Below are 22261 nucleotides of genomic sequence, written 5' to 3'. Positions count from 1 at the left end.
TTAGTGGCCTTCGGGCTTCAGAAGCGGGAAAAGGATAGTTTCGCGGATACCGGCGCCGGTGAACAACATCACCAGCCGGTCAATACCCAAGCCGATGCCGCCCATGGGCGGCGCGCCGTATTCGAGGGCCCGCAGGAAGTCCTCGTCCAGCTGCATGGCCTCGACATCGCCCGCGGCAGCGTGCCGCGACTGTTCAGTCAGCCGCTCACGCTGGATGACGGGGTCGATCAGCTCGGAGAAGGCCGTGCCGCGTTCCATGCCTCCGATGATGAGGTCCCAGGCTTCGATCAGCCGGCCGTCGTTCCGGTGCGGGCGGGCCAGCGGCTGGGCAGACGGCGGGTAGTCGTACACAAATGTGGGGTTCAGCAGTGTGGGCTCCACAATTTCGCCGAACAGTTCCACGGCCAGTTTCTCGGCGTCCCACTTCGGGTCCACCTTGACCTCGTGCTTTTGGGCGATTTCGCGCAGCACCTCAAGCGAAGTGTCCGGCGTGACTTCCTGGCCAACGGCGTCGGACAGTCCGGGGTAAACCGAAACCCAGGCCCAGTCGCCGTCGAGGTTGATTTCCCCGGCTTCCGTCTGGAGGGTTCGGCCCACACCCACGGCGTCCGCGGCGTCGAGGATGATCTCCTTGATGCGCTCGGCCATGACGAACTGGTCCGCCCAGGCTTCGTAGCACTCCAGGGTGGTGAATTCGGGGCTGTGGGTGGAGTCCACGCCCTCGTTGCGGAAGACGCGGCCCATGTCGTAGACGCGGTCGATCCCGCCCACAACAGCACGCTTGAGGTAAAGCTCGGTGGCAATGCGGAGGGTCATTTTCTGGTCGAACGCGTTCATGTGCGTCTCGAACGGCCGGGCCAGGGCGCCGCCGTGGACCAGCTGCAGGATGGGGGTTTCCACTTCGACGTAGCTGTGGCGGTGCAGGCTCTCGCGGATGGAACGCGTAATCGCGGCGCGCGTGTAGACCATTTCGCGGGCTTCGTCGCGCACCATCAGGTCCACGTAGCGCTGGCGGACGCGGGTTTCCTCGTTCAGTTCCGCGTGCAGCACCGGCAACGGACGGAGCGCTTTGGAGGCCATCGACCAGGACTCGGCCATCACGGACAGCTCGCCGCGGCGGGAGGAAATCACTTCGCCCTTGATGAACACGTGGTCGCCGAGGTCCACCAGCGCCTTCCAGTCCGCGAGCGCTTCCTCGCCCACGTTGGCCAGGCTGAGCATCGCCTGGAGCCGGGTGCCTTTGCCGTCGACGCCGCCTTCCTGGAGCGTGGCGAAGCAGAGCTTGCCGGTATTGCGCACAAAAACCACCCGGCCGGTGACGCCCACAACGTCGCCCGTGGTGTCGTCAGCCTCAAGGTGCGCGTACTTTTCGCGGATCTCCGTGAGGGAATGCGTGCGTTCCACACCCACCGGATATGCCTCGGTGCCCCGCTCGATCAGCTTTGCACGCTTGTCCATGCGGATGCGCATCTGCTCGCTGGCGTCGAGCGGCTCTGGGGCATTTTTTGGGGTGGGGGTGTTTTGGGAAGTCACAATCCCCAAGTTTACCGGGAGTTCGCGCCGCCGGCTCCCGGCGGACGCCCAGGCATAGACTCGGGCTGTGGAGACGTGGAAAGTTGAAGCGGAGGACGGCGGGCGCCTCGACGTGCACTCCTTCCGCACCCCCGCGGGGCTGGACCCGACGACGGCGGGACCTCCCGGCGTCGTACTCATCCACGGCACTTTGGTCACCGACGCCCTCTACCGGCCCTTTGCCCGGAAGCTCAGCGTCCTGCTGGGCCGGCCGGTGCACTGCTACAACCGGCGCGGCAGGGCGGGGTCAGCCCCGCAGCCGGAGGACTATTCGGTGAAGACGGAGGTCAGCGACCTCGCGGCGGTCATGCGCCAGACCGGCGCGACGGATGTGGTGGCCCACAGCTACGGCGGCTTCGTGGCGCTGCAGGCGGCCCGGACCCTGCCCGTGGGCCGGCTGGTGACCTATGACGCCGCGGTGTCGCTGTCCGGAAACCTGAGCCACCGCTGGCGGCCGGAGCTTGAGGATGCCGTCGCTGCGGGCCAGCTCAACCACGCCTGGGCGCACCTGGTCCAGGGCCTGGCCACGGCGGGTCCGCTGTCCTACCTCCCGCTCGGCGCGCTGCGGATGCTGAGCATCCTCTCGGCCAGGACCAACCTGGGCGCGGAGATGCGGCAGCTGCTGCCCACGGCCGTCACCGAAATGCGTGCCGTACTGGACGCCGAAGCCGAACTGGACCATTTCACCGCCCTCACCACCCCCGTCCTGATGCTCAGCGGCGGCTGGAGTCCGGCGTATTTTGCCGAGACGGGGCGGCAACTGGCGGCCGCCGTGCCATGCATCAACTTCCAGGTAGTCCCCGGCCAGCTGCACGAGGGTCCCATCCGTCCCGGCAAGGGGCTCGCCGTGCGGATTGCCCGGTTCATCAACGGCAGCGACAGCCGGGTCCGGAGGCTGGGGAGGCGCCGGTAGGGCGCTTCGCCGGTGGGGCTTTGCCGCGCGCCTAGGATGGGGAGCGTGAACGAGCAGGAAGTGCCCACGCACGACGGCGGCAGGCTGGCTTTGTACAGCTACGGAACCGAGGATGCGCCGGGAGAGCGCCGGGTGGTGGTCATCGGCGGGGCGTTCCTCACGGCCCTGATCTACCGGCCGTTCTCGATGGCTTTGGCCGACGGGCTGGGCGACGGGTGGGCAGTGGATGTCTATGACCGGCGCGGGAGGGGCAACTCCACCGAGCAGCCGGCCGACTATTCCATGGCCACGGAGATTGCCGATGTCCGCACGGTCATGGATGCCACGGGCGCCCGCAACGTCCTGGGCCACAGCCTGGGCGGGTCGGTGGCGCTGAACGCCGTCCAGGAGTTCGTGGGGACTCCGTACGAGCCGGACAAGCTGGCGGTCTACGATGCTGCCGTCAACATCGACGGCAGCATTGACATGTCGTGGCTGGACGACTTCGAGGCTGCGGTGAACGCCGGCAAGGTGGGTCATGCCATGGCCCGGATGAAAAAAGGCATGCAGCCGGGCACTGCGCTTTCAAAGATCCCCGAGCCGGTCCTTGCGGGGCTGATGGCCGTGGTGTCCCGCACCAAGGTGAACAGGATGCTCCGGGAGCTGATGCCCACGGGCGTGGGCGAACTGCGTGCCGCGTATGACGAAGCCGAGCATGCCAGGAACTTCGCCGTCCTGCCCGCCAACACGCACTTTATGGTGGGCGGGAAGAGCCCGAGCTACTACAAGGTCACGGCCCAGCGCCTTCACGCTGCCGTCCCGGGGAGCACGTTCGAGCTCTCACCCAAAGGCTTCCACGGCTCCGTTCCCGCCGCGGTGAAGGAACTTGTCACTGACATCGCGGAATACTTCAGGGGCTAAGGCTTTCCGCAGGTTGCTCGGCTAGGCTCGGATCATGACGAGCGAGAACATCAAAACCCCCGACGGCGGCACGCTGGAGCTCTACTCCACGGGTGCTGAACTGGCGTCCGCCGGCTCCGGCGTTGTTGTGGTCCCGGCCTCCATGGTGACCGCCGCCGACTACACAAAGTTCGCCCAGAAGCTCAGCGCAGCCTTGGGCCGCCCGGTCCACACCTTCAACCGCAGGGGCCGGGGTTCGTCGTCGCCGCAGGCCGAGGATTACACGCTGGACGCTGACATCCGGGACCTGAACGCCGTGATGAAACACACCTCCAGCACGGACGTCTTCGGCCACAGCTTCGGCGGCGCGGTGGCCCTGCACGCGGCCAGGACCCTTCCGGTGGAGCGGCTGGCCGTGTATGATCCCGCTGTGTCCGTGAACCACAGCGTGAAGGCCGACTGGACCACTGAATACGAACGCGCCACGGCTGCCGGGGACGATGACCGCGCCCTGGCCGTGCTGCAGCGCGGCCTTGAGGCGGGCACCCGCTCACGGATGCCGCTGTCCATGCTCACCATCGCCAACAAGCTGACCGCCGGCACGTCCGAGGGCAAGCAGCAGCGTGAACTGATGCGCACCGGCGTCCGGGAAATCAAGGCGATCATCGCCGCGGACATGCCGGCCGAGCCGTTCCTGGAGCTGCCCCTGGAAACGCTGATTATTGTGGGCGAGAAGAGCCCCGCGTACTTCGGTGTTGCCTGCGGCCAGATCCACGACATCCTGACCGGCTCCAGCTACACCATCCTCCATGGGGCCGGCCACGACGGCGTCCTCCGCGCCCCGGACAAGCTCATCGCCGAGCTGAGCGACTTCTTCGCCGGCTAGCCTCCATCACTTCAACGCGTGGTCACTTATCGCCCCATCCGGCGGTCCGGGAGGGCGCAATGTGACCCCGCGTTGGATTGGAGGTGTCCGCTAGTGGGCGCCGTGGCCCGGGGCGGCGCCTTCTGTTTTGCGCATCATCGCGGAAAGCACGACGGCGGCGAGGGCTATGACGGTTGCCGTCAGGAACGCTGCGCTCATCCCGGCAACGAGCCCCGACGCGGCCGAGACGACGGCGAAGATGGACACCAGCAGCGCCGTTCCGGCGGCACCGGCTACCTGCTGGGTGGTGCTCATGATCGCCGAGCCGTGCGAGTAGAGATGCGGCGGCAGCGGGTTCAGGCCGGTGGTAAATGCCGGGGTGAACAGCAGCGCCAGGCCGAAACTGAGCCCCACGTGGAGGGTGACGATCCACCAGACCGGAGTGCCGGCGTCGAGCGTTGAGAACTGCCACAGGGCCAGCACCATGAGCACGGAACCAGTGACGGTGAGCGGCCGCGGGCCCACTTTGTCGAACAGCCGGCCGATGAACGGGCCCAGCAGGCCCATCGCCAGGCCGCCGGGAAGCAGCGCGAGCCCGGTCTCCAGCGACCCCAGGCCGCGGATTTCCTGCAGGTAGAGCGGCAGCAGGATCACGCCGCCGAAGAGCGCCATCATGGCCACCACCATCAGCAGGACGGAGACCGTGAACATCCTGAAGTTGAAGGCGCGGAGGTCCAGCAGCGGGGCTTCGGCCTTCTGCAGCCGGAGCTGGCGGAGCACAAAGACCGTCAGGCTGGCGACGCCCATGACCAGCGCGGCGATGGCCACGGCGCTCGGACCGCTTTGGCCGCCGCCGATCTGGCTGAGACCGTACACCAGGCCACCGAAGGCAGGAACTGTAAGCAGTACGGAGAGGAAGTCGAGTTTGGTCTTCTCGGTTTCGCCCACGTTCGTCAGGTACTTGGCGCCGATGGCCAGCGCGGCCAGGGCGACCGGCAGGACAAAGACGAACATAAAGCGCCAGGTGAAGTGCTCCAGGATCAGCCCGGAGACAGTCGGCCCCATGGCCGGTGCCACGGAGATGGCGATGCTGACGTTCCCCATCACAGCGCCGCGCTTGGCCAGCGGGACGAGGGTGAGGATGGTGGTCATCAGCAACGGAAGCATGATGGCCGTGCCGCCGGCCTGGACGATGCGGGCCAGGAGCAGGATCTCAAAACCGGGAGCCACTGCGGCCAGGGCGGTGCCGCCGGCGAAAAGTCCCATGGCCAGCATAAAGACGGCCCGGGTGGACAGGCTTTGGAGGATGAACCCGGTAGTGGGGATGACCACGGCCATGGTGAGCATAAAGCCGGTGGAGAGCCACTGGACGGTGGGCGCGTCCACACCAAGGTCAACCATCAGCCGCTGCAGGGCAACATTCATGATGGTCTCGTTCAGGATCACCACAAAGGTGGCCACGAGCAAGGTGGCGATGATGGTCACCGATTCGCGGGACATCTTCTCCGGCACGGAGGACTTCGGCGCCGGAACCGGCCCGGGCCGCCCGGAGGCGTTCGAAGAGACTTCTGTAGACACGGGTGTTCCCCCAGGGAGTAAGAATGAAGTGGCTCGCGAGCATCGTCGCTGCAGATTCAAACACTCTACCGGCCGGAGTAATTCCGGCGAACAGGATTTTTCTTCGGCACGGGCTTTTTCTGGGCGGTCGTTTTGGCTGGCCGGTGTGGTTTAATCAGCGCACTGAGTATGAGTCGGGGCTGGGGCCTCTAGTGATGTTCGACCGCGCAAGCGGTCAGGCAGGAGCCCCAGTTGGACGCGTACTCCCCCGCATATCCGGCAGGGCGCCACTACCACGGCGATGGCCGAAGCCCGTTGTCCCTGGTTCTCTCGGTGGCTGCCGCTTTGATGGTTGTGCTGGCTGCCGCCACTTTGGCAATGATCCGCTCTGAGGGCGTCACCGGAACCGTAAACGCCCCCTTCGCCGGGACCGGGCCGGTTGGCGCCATGGCTGCGGTTGGTGCCAAGGCCGAGGTTGGCTCCATGGCCGTGGTTGGTGCAGGCGCCGAGGTTGACGCCATGGCCGCGGTTGGTGCCAAGGCCGAGGACGGGAGCATCGCGAGGATTATCAGCAGGGTCTCCGGCTTCCGCGTTGGCGTGGCCGTCGCGGATACAGTGGGCGGACCGGTCCGCACTTTTGGCGACACGGCGGCCTACACTGCGGCCAGCACTGCCAAGCTCATCACGGCAGCGGCCTTTCTCAGGCTTGTGGAGGCCGGTGAAGCGCGACTCGATGAGACGCTGGGGAAATACACTGCCGCTTTCCAGCTCAAGTCCATGATCAACAGCAGCAACAATGATTCCTGGCTCCTGTTGATGGGCAGGATCGGCTACGAGCGACTGATCCAGTACGCAGCCTCGATTGGCATAGCCTACGATCCCGAAGACAACCGGCTGACTCCGGGGGAAGTGGCCCAGGTCCTGACGAAGCTTTACGCCGGACAGCTGCTTAAGCCCAATGACACCGCAAAGTTGCTGGGGTACATGCAGAAAACGAACAACGAGGAACTTATCCCCGCCGCCTCGGGGCCCGGCATTACCGTCTATCACAAATACGGCCAGCTTGGAGGAAACCTCCATGACGCAGCCCTTTTGGAATATGGCGGGACAACGTATGCGCTGGTGATCTTCACGGAAGGTGCCGACAGCACCGACGAGGCCGAACGCACCGAAATGATCCACGATCTGACGCGGGCGTTCGTAACGCAGCTCTTTCCGACGCGCTAGGCACGGCGCTGTTGACTCCGTGCCGTCCGGGGTTCGGGGGCCTAAGTGTCCGTTCGCGCTGGGGAGGTCAGCTGCGGTGGTGCTCGATCAGCCAGCCGGCCATCTGCTGGGCCCGCTTTGCCGCCTGCGTGTCCCCTTCTGTGGCTGAGACGATGGACCCCTTCATCAGGATGTGCCAGGAGCGGGCGAAATCCTCGGGGCGGTCCAACCCTGCCTGCTCCGCGAGGTCCTGCACATGGCCCCTGATCCTGGCCAGGTAGTCGATGCTGGCCTGGCCCAGGGGATGGGCTGCGCCCATTTCCAACAAGATGTTGATGAAGGAGCAGGCCTCGAAGTCGTCGCGCCGGAACCAGTCGCCGAAGACGTCGAAGATGGCCAGAAGTTGTTCAGTGGGGGTAGTGCCGCGCAGTTTGGCCTGGCCAACGATGGAATCGACCGTCCATAACTGGTCCCGCTGCTCCAGGAACGCCAGAACCAGCGCGTCCTTGGACGGGAAATGCCGGTAGAACGTTGCCTTGGCCACGCCGGAGCGCTCAATCAGTTCATTCACGCCTACGTCCCGCACGCCGCGGCGGGAAAACAGTTGATAGGCCACTGCCAGGATCCGGTCCCGCGAACCGGCACGGACAACTACCGCCTCGGCGGGTAAATCCGCGGGAGACAGCGCGGGTTCTGCAGTGTGGTCCGCATTCGAAATCATCGTAGGAATAGATTACTCCAAGTGCAGACAGACCGGTCTTACTCGCTGTATTGTTCTTCCCAGACGCAGTGCTATGACGCCGATGGGACCCCGTAAAGGCCCGTCGGCTTGGTGCAAGGAGGCCCCGATGTCAGCAGAGCGAACCTACGATTTTATCCAGTGCGATGACACTGACCCGTGGATAGAGAGTGCCGCTGCGTCCGCCGAGGTCCGGCACTTCGCCCAGGAATCCTTGCGGTGGCAGGCGCAGGAAATCATTGATGAGGTGCTCCGCGGAACAGTTCCCGGCGAGGAGTTGTCCCGGGCCCGGTTGCGCCGCTGCGTCGCCCAGAACCCCGGCAAGCCCGAACGTGCCCTCCTTCAGCAGCTGATGCTCAACCGCGACCCGCAGGCTGAATCACCGCAGTAACGGCCGGCCTTACAACGTGAGGCTGCGGTCCACGATGCGCCCGGCGGTCATGTGCAGGCTCTGGCTGTTGGCGCGGGCATGGTTCCGGAGCAGGTTGAATGCTGCGTCCATATCCACTCCGGCAGTGTGCGCAATGACGCCCTTGGCCTGCTCAATCAGCACCCGGGTGTTCAAGGCCAGCTGCAGCTGCTCGTTGACCAGTACCGCTTCCCGGATAGTGCGTTCCTGCATAAGGCTGATGGTGGCGACGTCGGCAAGCGCCTGGCCGATCGCGGCATCCTCTGCAGTCAGGAAACCCTCCCGGGCGCCGAACAGACCCATGGCCCCGATAATCCTGCCGTGAACGCGCATGGGCACAGCATGCACGGAGCGGAAGCCCTGCGACAGCGCGGCTTGGCGGAAGCCCAGCCACTTGGTAAGCCCGGCAATGTCGTCCACTGAGACTGCCGACCCGGTCACGTAGCACTCAACGCAGGGACCGGCTCCGGCTTGAAGCTGGAGCACCTCGACGAGTTGGCTCTGCTCGCTGGTGGATGCGACAACCTGAAGTTCTCCGCTGGGATCGGCAAGCAACAGACCCGCGGCTGCGACGTCAAGGAGACCCACGGATTCCTCCACCAGGACATGCAGGAGATCCACGACGTCGTAGTCGGCCACCAGCGTGTCAGTGAGCTTGACGAACGCCACACTGGCGCGCTCGGCGCGGGTACTGGTTACCATGGCCCTATTTTACTGCAGGGCAGGTCCGCTGGCCCCACCCTTGTCGGTGTCGAAGCTGAGCCTTCTTTCGAGCACAGCGGCGGCTATCTCCCCCAATGTGAGGTCATTGGCAAAAGCGTAGGCACGCAACAAAAGCAAGGATTCCGCTGCCGTAGCACCGGACTGCGCCAGGACCATCCCGGTGGCCTGGTGAATCTCGCGGCGCGATATAAGCGCCGGCTCCAGGGCTGGATCCGTATCCGGTGAGCTGAGGCTCAGGATCTTGCGCAGGAGGTACCAGGAAGTCTGCCCGGCAAGTACGGCCGCCATCGACTGGTCCGACCGGTTCAGGTTTCCACGAACGGCGTGATACAGCTCAACAACACCGAGGTCCATCGCGCCTACTGTGAGTGGAAAAACGAACAGCGCGGCTGCGTCCGTCCCGGCGATCGCCTGCCGGAACATGGGCCATTCGTCGTCGGTGGTGGACTGTGCGTCGGGGATCAGCACGGGCAAGCGGGTCTGGTGGGCCCGCCACCGCGGGCCTTCGCCGAGGTTGAACTGCAGTTCGTCCAGGCGGGCGGCGAGTTCGTCGCTGGCGGAGACCAGGGTCTCCGCGGCAGAGCCGCCGAAGAGGGACACCGCGGCACCCGTTATGGGCAGCTTCTCCAGATATGGAGCACACACGTTCTGGTCACCGGCAACCATATCGGGTGCAATGTCCATGGTGAGCCTCTGATCCCTGAATCATCCCGCGGTGAAAAATCCGGCTGCAGGCTGAACCGGAACGGCGGAGTTGTCACTTCAAGGATACAGATTGCGGCGAACCCGCCCGTCGTCGCCGACCGGGCCTCAGTCCCGCCCTTCCTGGCCGTTGGCATTGGCCATCTCTGAGGTGACCATCAGGTGGTCACGCAACGCCCGTTCCGGTGCGCCCGGGTGGGCGGCCACACACCTGCGAAGGCGCCATTTGACCTCGGCCAGATCCGGCGCCGGGTCCGCCAGGATCGAGTAGATAATTTCGTACGCCTGCCACCCGATCGGCGTGAATCCGTCAGCTGCGATGTGGTTGGCCATCGCCTCCTCCACCTTAGGGATCGTGGCGCTCACGGGTCTCTCCGAAAGGTACAGCCTCGCTGACCGCAACGGTATAGGTGTCGTGCGCGTGGCGGGTTACCAGAATCCCGCACAGGCCAGTGCTGGAGGCATACTGGCGGGCCAGGTCGACGGCCGAATTCAAATAGTCGTCCAGGACGGACGCGTGATTCACTTTGACGAGATAGGACAGCCCGTCATCGATTGTGCGGATCATTGGATTCGCTCCTGACTTGAGCGTGGCCGGCAGGCCACGGGGATGTGGAATGCACGCGAGCATCCCGCTTGCCGTGTATGCGGCTGCGCCGGGCAAACAGGAGCCGGGCAGCACAAAAGGCCGAGGATAACTGCGGAAGAAGTATGGGGTGCCCTGCGTGAAATTTGTCCTCCTGGGGTGCGCCGAAATAAGGCGATGCCAGGGTCTGGGGCAACCATTTCAGCATAGCGGATGCCGAGACAGACGGACAGGGATCCGAGGCCTTGCGTGCCCCGGAAGCGGACCCTACTTATCAGCTGCTGAGCGGCACGTTGTCGATCAGCCGGACCGGACCCACCTTGGCGGCGATGAGAGCCAGGCCTTCGCCGCGGAACGGGACTTTCCGGCAGTTCTCGGCCAGCGGCTCAAGGGTGAGCGGATCCACGACGTCGAAGTAGTCCAGTCCCACCAACGACTGCAATTCAACCATGGCCCGGGCCGATTCCAGATCAAGCGGCTGGTGGGCAGTTGCCCGCTCCGCCAGGAGCCGCAGCGCCCGTGACAACACCAGGGCGGCCTCGCGCTCCTCTGCGGAGAGGAACCGGTTGCGGCTGGAAAGGGCCAGCCCGTCCTCGGACCGGACGGTGGGCACGGCAACAATTTCGACGGGGAAATTCAGGTCCGCCACCATCCGGCGCACCAGCGCCAGCTGCTGGGCGTCCTTTTGCCCGAAATAGGCCCGATAGGCCGGCAGTCCCCCGCCGCCGGAGGCAAAAGCACCCGCGGGCGGAAGCCCTGAGCCGGGGATGCCGTAGTGCAGCAGCTTGGCAACCACGGTGAGGGCGCCGTCGAAATGGCCCGGCCGTGAGGCGCCTTCCCACTTTTCCCCCAGGGAGCCGGCGGTCACGCGGACCAGCGGCTCGCCGCCGGGATAGACCTCTTCCACCGGAGGCGCAAACACGAGGTCCACGCCCTGTTCCTCAAGCAGGGCAAGATCGGCGTCGAGCGTGCGGGGGTACCGGTCCAGATCCACCGCATCGCCGAACTGGAGCGGGTTCACAAAGATGGACGCCACCACTACGTCGTTCTGTTCGACGGCGGTGCGCGCCAGCCGGGCGTGGCCTTCGTGCAGCGCGCCCATGGTTGGCACCAGGCCCTGGGACCTGCCCGCCTTCTGCGCGAGCAGCCGGGCACTCGCCGCCCGGAGCTCCGCGGCCGTTGTCACCAGTTGCGTGGCCATGTCAGTTTCCCTCTTCCAGGGCCGCGCGGAGGGCCCCCACTTGATCCTCTTTGAGCAGCCCCCGGCTGCTTGCCCGCCGTGCCGTGGCGCGGGCCATGGCGAGGTAAGCCTCCAGCACATCGCCGTGCGCACCGGCGTCGTACTCCCGCAACGCCTCGGCGTGGGCCGCCACTGTCCCCACGTCGCCGCGGGCCACCGGACCGGTCAGCGCCGATTCGCCTGAGGCGAGCGCGTTCTCCAGCGTGGCCCGCAGCAAAGGCCCCAGCATCCGCTCCGGCGCGTCGACGCCAACGTCGCGGAGCAGCTGCGAAGCCTGCGCCACCAGGGTGACCATATGGTTCGAGCCATGGGCGAGGGCCGTGTGATAAAGCGTCCGGTCCGCCTCCGCTATGGCCACGGGTTCGGCACCCATCTCCACCACCAGCGCCTGGGCAATGGGCAGCATCGCTGCATCAGCGGTCACGCCAAAGGTGCAATCCAGCAGTCGTGTCAGGTCCAGGCTCATGCCCGTGAACGTCATGGCGGGGTGCAGCGCAAGGGGGATGGCTCCGGCGGCGCGCACCGGGCGAAGCACCCCCACGCCAAACCTTCCTGAGGTATGCGCCACGATCTGTCCTGGCTGCCACGCCCCGAGTTTGGCGAGCCCGTCCACCAGTCCGGCCAAGGCGTCGTCGGGCACGGCCAGGAGCACCAGTTCAGACCGTTCCACAATCTCCTGGATCTCCAGGATGGGCACGCCGGGCAGCAGCGTCTCCGCCCGTTCACGGCTTGCCTCGGACACCGCGGAAACCCCGACGACGGCGTGTTCGGCCGAGCGCAACGCCGCACCAAGGACGGCGCCCACTTTCCCGGCACCAATGATTCCGACGCCAAGGCGCCCGGGCTTAGCCACGTTGCGGGCCTTCCTGTTGGGGACTGGTTTCGGCGGGCTCAACCACCAGACTAGGGGTTTCGGCGGGCTCAACCACCGGAGCTGGCTCAGCCACCGGAGCGGGCGCCACCGTTGCCAGCCATTGTTCGCTGGTCTGCCGCTTGCGGGCGAGCCGCGCGCGGGCGGACTGGGCATCAAAAAGGCCCCGGGCCTCGTCAAGTCCGGCCTGGGTGAGCCGTGGCGAGACCGGCCCCGCCGTGGTGTGCAGGACAAGGTCCGCCAAACGGAACCGCCGTGCGAGCGGACCCTGATGCAGTGCCATTGACTGGGTGCGCTGGTGCGGGACCACCACCAGTTCCCGCCACCACCGGCCCGAGCGGATCAGCAGGGCGGTGTCAGTGGTGGCGAAGCCATTGCGGCGCCAGCCCAGCGGCGCGAGGAACCTGCCGCGGTGCGGCGTGGTGACAAATCCGCCGTCGGAATCCAGCCCCGAGAGCCCGGCAGCGAAGATGCGTCCGGGTTCAGGTGTGCCGGGATCCGGCAGCACGAGCGCGAGCATGGACATCACGTCGGCCAGCTTGCCCACGGGCAGCAGCGTGGTCCGGGACGACGTCTCGCCGTTGCTCCCGACTGCGCCGTACCCGGCCACGTTGACCTGGATCCGGTACCAGCCGAAGATCCGCCAAAGTGGGGACTGAGCCACTTTCAGCGCCTGGACCCGGCCCGGGGGCAGCGTCTGCGCCTGCGTGTCCAACAGCCCGTAGCGGAGCCGGATCCCGTCCGGCGAAATGGCGGCGGTGAAGTTGTAGCCCTTGTTAAAGAAGCCCCAGTAGCTGGCGGCGAGGCCCAGCACCGCCGGGATCAGGTAGAAAAAGAAGCCCCGGTTGTCCGTCACGGCGGACAGGATCACGGCGGCGATGCCGCCCACCACCACAAAAAAGCTCTGCTCGCTGAGCAGCAGGGAACCGATAAGGCGCGACGGCGGCACGGACAGCACGGGATATTCGGGCGCCTCGGGTGCGGCCTCCTGCGGCCGGGCCGGGTCCGGGACCACGCCTGCGGCCCGCGCCAGGATGGTGGCCCGGAGCTGGCGGGCGTCGTCCATCCGCAGGTACGCCAGTTTGACGGCCGATTCACCGGCGTCGGCCACCTCGAACTTGAGTTCGGCCAGGCCGAAGATCCTGGCCAGGAGGGGCTGCACGATGTCGATGGCCTGGACGCGGTCCAGCCGGGCCTGGCGCTGCTGGCGGAAGAGGAAGCCGGAGTTGACCCGGACGTACCCTTCGGCGACCTGGTACTTGGTGAAGTACCAGGTCAGGATGAAGCCCAGCACGGTCACCACAAGGACGATGCCGCCGCCGGCCACCAGCCAGGGTGCCCGGCCGGCGAAGTCCTCCTCGAACAGAGGACGGCCCTGCAGCAACCGTTCGAAAAAGTCGCGCCCGAAGAAGAAACCGATGGCCGCCAGGGCCACCCAGCCGCGCACAAACGGGGACGCCGGGTGCACACGCAGCCACTCGCCGTCGGGCGCCACCGGAACCGCACTCGGTGCCCCGGCCTCCGGAACGTTTGACGTCACAGCCCTGCCAGCCTCGCTTCACCGCGGGCGGCGAGCTGCTCGCGCAGGCGTGCCCCTTCCGCAGCGGGCAGGCCGGGGATGGTGGCGTTGGTTCCGGGCGAGGCGGTGTGGAGTTTGAGCGTGCAGAGTCCCAGCCCGCGTTCCACCGGGCCAACGCCGATGTCCACGTATTGCATGCGGCCGTAGGGGACCGTCATGGTCCGTTGGAAGAAGATGCCGCCCCGGATCAGGAGGTCATCGTCGCGCTCGGCGTAACCGATGGCGCGCACCTGGCGCGGGATCAGCAGCAGCCGCCAGATGGCCAGAACCAGAGTCACCGCCGGGACGGTGATGGCCAGCCACAGCGGGGGCCAGCGCCACCAGCCGAGCAGGACAAGAACGAGGGGCAGGCTCAGGACGATCACCGTGACCAGGTTCCCGATGGCCCACTGCACCAGCCGCACCGTGACATATTTCGGGGATACCCGCTGCCAGGTAATGCCCGGCGGATCAATCGCCTCCGTACGCATATTCGCCTTCCCCTGCGGCTTCGCCGCGTACGCCGCGGCCAGGTTTCCCCTCACCGGGCGTTGCATCGGTGTCTTCGGGCGGGATCTTGCAGAACCGCTCCACTAGCAGGCCGACGACGATCATCACCAGACCGCCGACAGCGATAGCTACTGCCACCCAGGTGATGCCCTGGTCGCTGCGCAGGTTCCAGATCCGCAGCTGGTCCAGAAAGATTCCAACATGCCAGCCCAGCAGGACGGTGCCCGCGTAAGCGCACGCCTGGGCCAGCACCAGGGTCCTGGCGGCCAGGATCGGGTCCAATGCCTTTTTGCGTTTGGTGCTGTTGCGCCACCGGAGCACACGGATGCCAAGCACCAGGGTGATGGCGACAATCACGCCCATGGTGGCCAGCGCGGTAGCCGGAAGAACCGGTGTGGCCATGCTGTAGCGTGTGGTCACCACGGTGGTGGACCAGCCCGCCACGGTCAGGACCAGGCCGATCAGCAGCAGGCGCACAGAGTTGATGGGCTTCACCGGTTACTCGACCGCCCCGGCTGTGGGGACGCCGTCGTAATCGCCGAAACCGTCGAACGGGGCAAGGTCGTCAAAGTCGGGGGCGCGGGCAGCCAGCTCGCTGATGCGTACCCCGCCCAGGGTGGCCGCCGGCTCGATCAGCGACCACGGATACAGCACAAAGGCGCGTCCGGCCGCGCGCGGGTGCGGCAGGGTCAGCACCGGGTCGTCACTGGTGAGGTCACCGTAGGTGATGATGTCGACGTCGAGCGTCCGCGCCCCCAGCGCACTTCACGCACGCGGAGGTGCTTGTTTTCCACGGCCTGGCAGTGCTTCAGCAGTTCCTCCGGGGACAGCGTAGTTTCCACGGTGATGATCATGTTCAGGAAGTCGGGCTGGCCGGCCGGGCCGCCCACGGCTTTGGTCTGCACCACCGGGGAAACGGCCTGCAGCCGGACTTCCGGCGGGTCCACCAGGTCGGCAACGGCCTCGGACAAGGTGTCGTTCCGCTCGCCCAGGTTGCTGCCGAGGGCCAGGACGGCCTTGGTGTACCCGCCGCTCATGGCCGCTCCCGGTGCACGCTGACGGCCACATCGCCGAAGGGTACCTCGATGGGTGCCTTGGGCTTGTGGACGGTGATGTCCACGGCCTGGACGGTAAATTCGGCGAGCAGGCCATCGGCGATCCGGACGGCCAGGGCCTCGATCAGGTTCAGCGGCTCCCCCGTGATCCAGTCCTTGATCCGCTCAGCCACTTCGCCGTAGTGGGCGGTGTCCCGGACGTCGTCAGATACTGCGGCCTTGGCGAAGTCCAGGTGCAGCACTGCGTCCACCACAAACGGCTGGCCTTCACGGCGCTCGAAATCGAAGACTCCGTGATGGCCGACGGCGGTGACACCGCTCAGCGTGATCCTGTCCATGGGTGCCCGGCCTAGGTGGTGGTAGGGGCGGCGGCCATCCGCGCGGCCACCTTGACGGCGTCAAGGCTTGGAGCGACGTCATGCACGCGGACGGCCCAGGCCCCCCGGAATGCGCTGATCGCGGTAATGGCGGCCGTGGCGGCGCCGCGTTCCTCCGGGGCGGCGGACTTGCCGGCGACCGTGAGGAGTGTGCCCAGGAAACGCTTGCGGGAAGCGGCCACCAGGACCTTGTGCCCCAGGCTGCCCAGCTGGTCCAGGTGCTGCAGGAGCTCCCAGTTCTGCGCGTCGTTCTTGGCGAACCCCAGGCCCGGGTCAATGATGATCTGCTCTTTGCTCACCCCGGCTGCGTAGAGCTTGTCGCGGACGCCGGCCAGTTCAGCCACCACTTCGCCGGCCACGTCCTGGTATTGGGCCAGGGAGTCCATGGTGCGGGCGTCGCCGCGGCGGTGCGTGAGCACATAGGGGACCTTGGACGCGGCCACGAGTTCGGCCATCTCAGGTTCGATGGTCAGCCCGGAAACATCGTTGATGATGGCGGCGCCGGCCTTCAGGGCAGCGGCGGCAGTGGCGGCGTGGGTCGTGTCGATGCTGACCAGGGCGCCCGCTTTGACCAGGGCTTCGATGACGGGGATCACCCGGCGCAGTTCTTCCTCCGGGCTGACGTCCTCCGCGCCGGGGCGCGTCGATTCACCGCCGACGTCGATGATGTCCGCTCCGGCGTAGAACATCCGCAGGCCCGCCGCGATGGCAGTGTCCGCCGTCGGGTGCTTTCCGCCGTCGCTGAAGGAGTCCGGGGTGACATTCAGGATGCCCATGACCAGGGTGCGGCCGGTGGGCAGGTCCGCGAATTTCGCGGCCGGGCGCGGTTTGCGCAGGATGGGCAGCGGAGATGTTGCGGGCCCGGTTCCCGGGGCTGCAGCGAGTGAGTCCATGGTCTGATACTTACCTTCCGAGGATGAGGCTCATGGCTTCGGCACGGGTGGCCGGGTCATGAAGCTGCCCGCGGACCGCGCTGGTGACGGTCTTTGCTCCGGGCTTGCGGACACCGCGCATGGACATGCACATGTGTTCGCATTCGACAACGACAATCGCGCCACGCGGCTTGAGGTGGCTGACCATTGCTTCGACGATCTGGGTGGTGAGCCGCTCCTGCACCTGGGGGCGTCGGGCGTAGATGTCCACGAGGCGTGCCAGCTTGCTGAGCCCGGTCACTTTGCCTTCATGGGAGGGAATGTAGCCGACGTGGGCAACCCCGTGGAACGGCACGAGGTGGTGCTCGCACGTTGAGTAGAACGGGATGTCCTTGACCAGGACCAGTTCTTCGTGGTCCAGGTCGAACTTGGTGGAGAGGACGTCCGCGGGATCGTGGTGCAGTCCCGCGAACACCTCGGCGTAGGCCTTGGCGACCCGTCTGGGGGTGTCTACGAGGCCGCCGCGGTCCGGGTCCTCGCCGATGGCAATGAGGATTTCACGGACTGCCGCCTCGATCCGGGGCCGGTCCACTTTCTCGTGTTTTTTGTGGTGGGAGCCGTCCTCCGCCGGGTGTCCGGCGGAGGCGGGAGCGTCGTCGTCGTCGAAGTGAGTCACAGGAGAAAGCTTAGCCGTGCGTGGCGTCAGGCCCCGAGTCGGGGATGCCGCCCTGGAATGCGGCGTCATCCGGGACACCTTGCGGGTGCAGCGGCTGCGCGTCCAGCGGTTCCTCGAGGCGGGCGTGCTTGGCTTCCTCCTGGGCTTCACGCTCAGACTTCTCCAGGCGGGATTCCACGGGGCCGGCCTTCTGGACCGGACGGGTCTCCTTAGACAGCCACACCTCGCGGAAGTCACGCTTGCGGATGTCCGTAAAGATGTGCGCAATCTCGGCCTGGTTGAGGGTCTCCCGTTCCAGGAGTTCCAGGGCCAACTGGTCCAGGACGTCCCGGTTTTCGGTAAGGATGGCGTAGGCCTCGTCATGCGCCTGGTCGATCAGGCGGCGCACTTCCTCATCCACCACGTAGGCGATCTGATCCGAGTAGTTGCGCTCGTGCCCGGCGTCGCGGCCCAGGAAGGGTTCGCCGCCGCCCTGGCCCAGGCGTACCGCGCCGACACGCTCGCTCATACCGAACTCGGTGACCATCTTGCGGGCCGTGGAGGTGGCCTTTTCGATGTCGTTGGAGGCTCCCGTGGAGGGATCGTGGAAGACGATCTCCTCCGCCACGCGGCCACCCATCGCATAGGCCATCTGGTCCAGCAGTTCGTTGCGGGTGATCGAGTACTTGTCGTTCTCCGGGACCACCATGGTGTAGCCCAGGGCGCGGCCGCGGGGCAGGATGGTGATCTTGGTGACCGGCGCCGAGTTCCGCAGCGCGGCAGCCACCAGGGCGTGTCCGCCCTCGTGGTACGCGGTGATTTTGCGCTCGTGTTCCTTCATCACGCGGCTGCGTTTCTGCGGGCCTGCCATAACGCGGTCAATGGCCTCGTCCAGGGCGCGGTCATCGATGAGGTTGGCGTTGGAGCGCGCGGTCAGCAGGGCTGCCTCGTTCAGGACGTTGGCGAGGTCTGCGCCGGTGTAGCCCGGGGTCTTCTTCGCCACGGCCTTGAGGTCAACGCCCGGGGCCATCGGCTTGCCCTTGGCGTGCACCTGCAGGATCTGGTCGCGGCCGATCAGGTCCGGGGCGTCCACCGAGATCTGGCGGTCAAAACGGCCGGGACGGAGCAGGGCCGGGTCCAGGACGTCGGGGCGGTTGGTGGCAGCGATAAGGATGACGTTGGTCTTAACGTCGAAGCCGTCCATTTCAACCAGCAACTGGTTGAGGGTCTGCTCGCGTTCGTCATTGCCGCCGCCGATGCCGGCACCGCGGTGCCGGCCGACGGCGTCGATCTCGTCGACAAAGATAATGGCGGGAGAGTTGGCCTTGGCCTGCTCGAAGAGGTCGCGGACACGGGACGCGCCCACGCCGACAAACATTTCCACGAAGTCCGAGCCGGAGATGGAGAAGAACGGCACGCCGGCCTCACCGGCGACGGCACGGGCCAGGAGGGTCTTGCCGGTTCCCGGAGCGCCGTACAGCAGCACGCCCTTGGGGATCTTGGCGCCCACGGCCTGGAATTTGGCCGGTTCCTGCAGGAACTCCTTGATTTCCTGGAGCTCCTCCACGGCCTCGTCCGCACCTGCTACGTCAACGAAGGTCACTTGCGGCATGTCCTTGTTGACCATCTTGGCCTTGGACTTGCCGAACTGCATGATCTTCGAGCCGCCGCCCTGCATCCGGGTCATCAGGAACCAGAACAGCGCACCGAGCAGGATGACAGGGATGAGCAGCGAGAGCAGGCCGGAGAACCAGTTGCTTTCGATTGGCTGGTCCGTGTAGCCGTTGGCGGGCTTGGCTGCTGTGACGGCCTTGACGACGTCGATGGCGCGGGCGTCGACAAAGAAGAACTGGACGCTCTTGCCCTTGTCCTGGCCATTGACATCCAGGTTGTCCTTAAGGGTCAGGTCAACGCGGTTTTCGCCGTCGAAGATCTTTGCCTGCTCAACCTTGCCGCTGTCCGCGAGGAGCTCAAGGCCCTTGTCCGTGTCGATCCGTGCCGCACCGCCGGGAGCCAGTGTTGCAAAAGCCACGAGGAGCATGGCGATCACAACAACGATCCAGATGCCCGGGCCCTTGAAGAAACTCTTAGCTTTCATCTGTTCGGGGGCTGGCCCCGTCCCTCCTGGTAGTGCTGCACGGCGAGTGGTCTACGCGCGTGTGGTGCTGCCTCAGCTACTAGCTATACACCGTTCGGAGTAATTCACGCACGGTGCCGCGCAAAAGTTCCCTCTGGGCGTAGCGGGATCTGGAAGGTACCGCGGAACTCCCCAGGTCAGCCGGCTGCGGCGACAGCCAGTTTCCGGAGGATGGCCGTGCCGCCCTCGGCGAACACGGACGAACCCTTGTTTCCAACGCGCGGGAAGATCAGGTCGGTCAGGACCACTTTCCCGCCCTGGGCGAAGACCTCAACAGAGCAATGATCGACGACGATGCGCAGCGTGAGCACTCCGTCCTCCAGCAGGACGGGGGCGGACTCCACGGACGCGAAGGCCGGGTGGAATGCCGTTTCCCCCGCATCTTGGCGGTCCAGGGTCAGCACCCCGGCGGCGGGGTCGTAGGCGAGCACGGCTGCACCGCCGTCGGAATCCTCCCAGAACCGGAAACCGCAGTGGTCCGCGGCGCCCGGAAGAATCTCGGCGTCGATGACCTGCGCTTCGCCTGGCAGGATTTCCGGCAGCGGCAGCACACCGTGAAGCTCGCGGCCGTCCAGGAGCTGGACACTCTCAAGGGGCGGAAGAATGGGGGCCTGCACCAGGGCCGGACGCCCGTCCACCGTTTCCAGCGAGACCTCGCGGACCAGCGACATCCCGGACCGCCACGGGAACGTGGGCAGGCTGTTGGCGTAGTCCCAGTTGCTGAGCCAGCCGATCATGAGGCGCCGTCCGTCGGGAACATTGCTGAAGGAGACGGCGGCGTAGTAGTCGCGGCCCCAGTCCAGCCAGCGGCATTCGCGGAGCCGTCCAGCCTCGGCGCCCGCACCGCTGGTTGCGTAGACCGGGGAGTCAAGCAAGGATGACGGATCCGGCGTGAACGTGAAGCCGTCAAAGTCGCCCACGAAATATTGCCCGCCGGAGCCTCCGGCCACTGCGCCGGGGTTGATGTTGACCACCAGCACCCACTTGGTCCTGTCCGGATCGCCGTCCACAGGCAGCGGGAAGAGGTCAGGGCATTCCCACTCTCCCCCGGCGGCGTTGGCGGGTCCGAACTCGCTGGCCAGCTCCCACACGCGCAGGTCTGTGGAACGGTAGAAAACCACCTTTTGCTCCCGCGCTTCGACAGCGGCCATCACCCAGCACAGGCCGTCAGGGGCGGGGTAACTGAAGACCTTGGGGTCGCGGAAGTTTGCCGAGCCGCGCGTCAGGACGGGGTTGCCCGCGAACTTGGTCCAGGTCATGCCGGCGTCGTTGCTGTAGGCCAGGGACTGGGCCTGAGTGGCTTCGTGGGCGGTGCCGGGCTTGAACGCGCTGGTGTAGATGGCCACCAGGGGCGGGTTTTCGGCGCTGCCGAAGCCCGAGCTGTTGGCATGGTCCACCACAATGCTGCCGGAGTAGATGTCCTCGGCATCATCGCAGGCAATGGCTAAGGGCTGCTCGGTCCACTGCACCAGGTCGGTGGACGTTGCGTGGCCCCAGGACATGTTGCCCCACACGGTCCCGTACGGGTTGTTCTGGTAGTAGAGGTGGTACGTACCGCGGTAAAACACCAGGCCGTTGGGGTCATTGAGCCAGGTGTCCCGCGCCGTGTAGTGGAGGGCGGGACGCAGGTGCGGGGTTCCGGCCGGGTCCGTCTCGTGGCGTGCGTCATCAAGGCAACTGGACATGAGTGGTGGGTCCTTTGGTCTGGTGTCGGTAGGTTCTGGCCTTGGCCCTTGGAACTGGCGGTAACGCAGCAGCGGTCAGCGCGCGGGCGCAGCCACCGAATCGCGCCGCACCACCGGGCAGTCCAGGATGGTCGGGTGGAGCGCCATGAGGGCCAGGTCCGTCTTGCCCTCGATGGCGTCGATCAGGTTCTCGGCGGCCCAGGCACCCATTTCGTAGTGCGGCAGGGCCACCGTGGTCAGGCCCGGGTACAGGTTTGCCGCGATGAGTTCCTGGTCATCGAAGCCCACCACGGAGAGGTCGCCGGGGATGGACAGCCCCAGCTCCGCCGCGGCCCGGTAGGCGCCCATGGCCATCCGGTCGTTGTAGCAGAACAGCCCGGTGGGCCTGTCTTCACGCCCCAACATCCGGCGGGCCGCCTCATAGCCTCCCTGCACTTCGGAGATCTCCGACTCGACAGGTGCCGCGTCGCCGTCGAGCCCTGCCTCCGTCAGCGTGGCCCGGAAGCCGCGGAGGCGGTCCCAGGTGGCGGGGACGTCGTCGGTGTTGTTAAGGAAGCCGATGCGGGTATGGCCGGCCGCCAGGAGGATTCCGACGGCGGCACGGGCACCGCCCTCCTCGTCCGGCACCACGGCGGTGATGCTGCCGCCGGTGCTGACGGAGTCAACCAGAACGGACGGCACACTGCCAAGGTTGACCGGCACCTGCACGCGGCGGTGGTACATGGTGGCGTAGAGGATGCCGTCGACGCGGCGCTCGAGGAGGGCCTCGACGTCGGCATCCCTGGATTCGGGGCTCGCGGACCCGGACGTATTGATGATCATCAGGTTGTAGCCGCGGGCGCGGGCGGCCTCGTCTGCGCCGAGGATGATGCGTCCCGCATGGGGTGTGGTGGCGATGTCCTCGCTGACCAGGCCAAGCATTCCGGTCCGCTGGGTACGGAGCGCCTGGGCCAGGCGGTTGGGACCGTAGCCGAGCTGCTCGGCGGCGGACTTCACCTTGCCCCTGGTTTCCGGGCTGATCCGTGCGTACGACACGTCATTCAGGACGTGGGAAACCGTGGTCACAGACACCCCGGCGGCGACTGCTACTTCCTTGATACCGACTGATCTATTGGTCATTGGTCTCCCACGTCCTCATGGTGTTGGTGCT

General features: G+C 66.2%; 23 protein-coding genes and 1 pseudogene. 5 read left to right on the top strand and 19 right to left on the bottom strand.

Annotated features, from left to right (window positions below; translation table 11 throughout):
* Positions 1-1533, bottom strand: a complete 1533-nt coding sequence (lysS, locus tag NIBR502772_RS03855) for a lysine--tRNA ligase (RefSeq protein ID WP_141139154.1) — start codon at positions 1531-1533, stop codon at positions 1-3.
* Between the two features lie 67 nt (positions 1534-1600).
* Here lysS and NIBR502772_RS03850 point away from each other — a divergent pair, with 67 nt between their 5' ends.
* From NIBR502772_RS03850 to NIBR502772_RS03840, 3 genes are read left to right on the top strand one after another with little or no spacing between them, the layout of a single operon-like run.
* Complete coding sequence (locus tag NIBR502772_RS03850) at positions 1601-2485, top strand: alpha/beta fold hydrolase (protein WP_141139153.1); 885 nt, start codon at positions 1601-1603, stop codon at positions 2483-2485.
* A gap of 36 nt (positions 2486-2521) precedes the next feature.
* The gene (locus NIBR502772_RS03845; RefSeq protein ID WP_371706763.1) at positions 2522-3385 is read left to right on the top strand and encodes an alpha/beta fold hydrolase; all 864 of its coding nucleotides are present in this window, start codon (positions 2522-2524) and stop codon (positions 3383-3385) included.
* 34 nt (positions 3386-3419) lie between these two features.
* The gene (locus NIBR502772_RS03840) at positions 3420-4250 is read left to right on the top strand and encodes an alpha/beta fold hydrolase (protein WP_141139151.1); all 831 of its coding nucleotides are present in this window, start codon (positions 3420-3422) and stop codon (positions 4248-4250) included.
* Positions 4251-4340: 90 nt separating this feature from the next.
* Here NIBR502772_RS03840 and NIBR502772_RS03835 read toward each other — a convergent pair whose 3' ends face one another.
* A complete protein-coding gene (locus tag NIBR502772_RS03835; RefSeq protein ID WP_141139150.1) occupies positions 4341-5807 on the bottom strand; it encodes a DHA2 family efflux MFS transporter permease subunit in 1467 nt (488 codons plus the stop codon).
* Between the two features lie 231 nt (positions 5808-6038).
* Between NIBR502772_RS03835 and NIBR502772_RS03830 the strand changes: the two genes are divergently transcribed.
* Positions 6039-7013, top strand: coding sequence for a serine hydrolase (locus NIBR502772_RS03830; protein ID WP_246848687.1), 975 nt, complete (start codon positions 6039-6041; stop codon positions 7011-7013).
* A 67-nt stretch (positions 7014-7080) separates the two neighbouring features.
* Here the strand turns inward: NIBR502772_RS03830 and NIBR502772_RS03825 are convergent, their stop codons facing one another.
* Entirely contained in the window at positions 7081-7713 is a 633-nt protein-coding gene (locus NIBR502772_RS03825) for a TetR/AcrR family transcriptional regulator (protein ID WP_141139149.1), read from the bottom strand.
* A gap of 127 nt (positions 7714-7840) precedes the next feature.
* On the opposite strand from NIBR502772_RS03825, the gene NIBR502772_RS03820 reads away from it, so the two are divergent.
* Positions 7841-8122, top strand: coding sequence for a hypothetical protein (locus tag NIBR502772_RS03820; RefSeq protein ID WP_141139148.1), 282 nt, complete (start codon positions 7841-7843; stop codon positions 8120-8122).
* Between the two features lie 9 nt (positions 8123-8131).
* Here NIBR502772_RS03820 and NIBR502772_RS03815 read toward each other — a convergent pair whose 3' ends face one another.
* The 16 genes and pseudogenes from NIBR502772_RS03815 to NIBR502772_RS03740 form a co-directional block, all read right to left on the bottom strand.
* Complete coding sequence (locus NIBR502772_RS03815; protein WP_141139147.1) at positions 8132-8842, bottom strand: GAF and ANTAR domain-containing protein; 711 nt, start codon at positions 8840-8842, stop codon at positions 8132-8134.
* 9 nt (positions 8843-8851) lie between these two features.
* Positions 8852-9547, bottom strand: coding sequence for a GAF and ANTAR domain-containing protein (locus NIBR502772_RS03810; protein WP_141139146.1), 696 nt, complete (start codon positions 9545-9547; stop codon positions 8852-8854).
* Between the two features lie 126 nt (positions 9548-9673).
* Positions 9674-9931, bottom strand: coding sequence for a hypothetical protein (locus NIBR502772_RS03805; protein WP_141139145.1), 258 nt, complete (start codon positions 9929-9931; stop codon positions 9674-9676).
* On the bottom strand, positions 9912-10133 hold the full coding sequence (locus NIBR502772_RS03800; protein WP_141139144.1) for a hypothetical protein: 222 nt from the start codon (positions 10131-10133) through the stop codon (positions 9912-9914). The genes NIBR502772_RS03805 and NIBR502772_RS03800 overlap by 20 nt, the downstream gene beginning before the upstream one ends.
* Before the next feature lie 292 nt (positions 10134-10425).
* The gene (locus NIBR502772_RS03795) at positions 10426-11352 is read right to left on the bottom strand and encodes a pantoate--beta-alanine ligase (protein ID WP_141139143.1); all 927 of its coding nucleotides are present in this window, start codon (positions 11350-11352) and stop codon (positions 10426-10428) included.
* Position 11353: 1 nt separating this feature from the next.
* Positions 11354-12244 (bottom strand): Rossmann-like and DUF2520 domain-containing protein, encoded by an 891-nt coding sequence (locus NIBR502772_RS03790; RefSeq protein WP_141139142.1) that lies wholly within the window; start codon positions 12242-12244, stop codon positions 11354-11356.
* Positions 12237-13802 (bottom strand): PH domain-containing protein, encoded by a 1566-nt coding sequence (locus tag NIBR502772_RS03785; RefSeq protein WP_141139141.1) that lies wholly within the window; start codon positions 13800-13802, stop codon positions 12237-12239. The genes NIBR502772_RS03790 and NIBR502772_RS03785 overlap by 8 nt, the downstream gene beginning before the upstream one ends.
* On the bottom strand, positions 13799-14311 hold the full coding sequence (locus NIBR502772_RS03780; protein WP_141139140.1) for a PH domain-containing protein: 513 nt from the start codon (positions 14309-14311) through the stop codon (positions 13799-13801). Before NIBR502772_RS03780 ends, NIBR502772_RS03785 begins: the two co-directional genes overlap by 4 nt.
* Entirely contained in the window at positions 14292-14825 is a 534-nt protein-coding gene (locus tag NIBR502772_RS03775; protein WP_141139139.1) for a DUF3180 domain-containing protein, read from the bottom strand. The genes NIBR502772_RS03780 and NIBR502772_RS03775 overlap by 20 nt, the downstream gene beginning before the upstream one ends.
* Positions 14826-14828: 3 nt before the next feature.
* Positions 14829-15367, bottom strand: a pseudogene (gene folK, locus NIBR502772_RS03770) (2-amino-4-hydroxy-6-hydroxymethyldihydropteridine diphosphokinase).
* Entirely contained in the window at positions 15364-15723 is a 360-nt protein-coding gene (gene folB / locus NIBR502772_RS03765) for a dihydroneopterin aldolase (protein WP_141139138.1), read from the bottom strand. Before folB ends, folK begins: the two are co-directional and overlap by 4 nt.
* An 11-nt stretch (positions 15724-15734) precedes the next feature.
* On the bottom strand, positions 15735-16655 hold the full coding sequence (gene folP / locus NIBR502772_RS03760; RefSeq protein ID WP_141139137.1) for a dihydropteroate synthase: 921 nt from the start codon (positions 16653-16655) through the stop codon (positions 15735-15737).
* A 10-nt stretch (positions 16656-16665) separates the two neighbouring features.
* The gene (gene folE, locus NIBR502772_RS03755) at positions 16666-17310 is read right to left on the bottom strand and encodes a GTP cyclohydrolase I FolE (RefSeq protein ID WP_141139136.1); all 645 of its coding nucleotides are present in this window, start codon (positions 17308-17310) and stop codon (positions 16666-16668) included.
* 10 nt (positions 17311-17320) lie between these two features.
* On the bottom strand, positions 17321-19387 hold the full coding sequence (ftsH, locus tag NIBR502772_RS03750; protein WP_141139135.1) for an ATP-dependent zinc metalloprotease FtsH: 2067 nt from the start codon (positions 19385-19387) through the stop codon (positions 17321-17323).
* A gap of 176 nt (positions 19388-19563) precedes the next feature.
* The gene (locus NIBR502772_RS03745) at positions 19564-21111 is read right to left on the bottom strand and encodes a glycoside hydrolase family 32 protein (RefSeq protein ID WP_141139134.1); all 1548 of its coding nucleotides are present in this window, start codon (positions 21109-21111) and stop codon (positions 19564-19566) included.
* Between the two features lie 75 nt (positions 21112-21186).
* Positions 21187-22230: a LacI family DNA-binding transcriptional regulator gene (locus NIBR502772_RS03740; protein WP_141139133.1), complete on the bottom strand. Its 1044-nt coding sequence runs from the start codon at positions 22228-22230 to the stop codon at positions 21187-21189.
* Positions 22231-22261 lie beyond the last annotated feature (31 nt).

It is taken from the genome of Pseudarthrobacter sp. NIBRBAC000502772, assembly GCF_006517235.1.
Lineage (GTDB): Bacteria > Actinomycetota > Actinomycetes > Actinomycetales > Micrococcaceae > Arthrobacter.
Note: the sequence above shows the minus strand (reverse complement) of the source record. Positions and strands in the feature narration are given on the sequence as shown.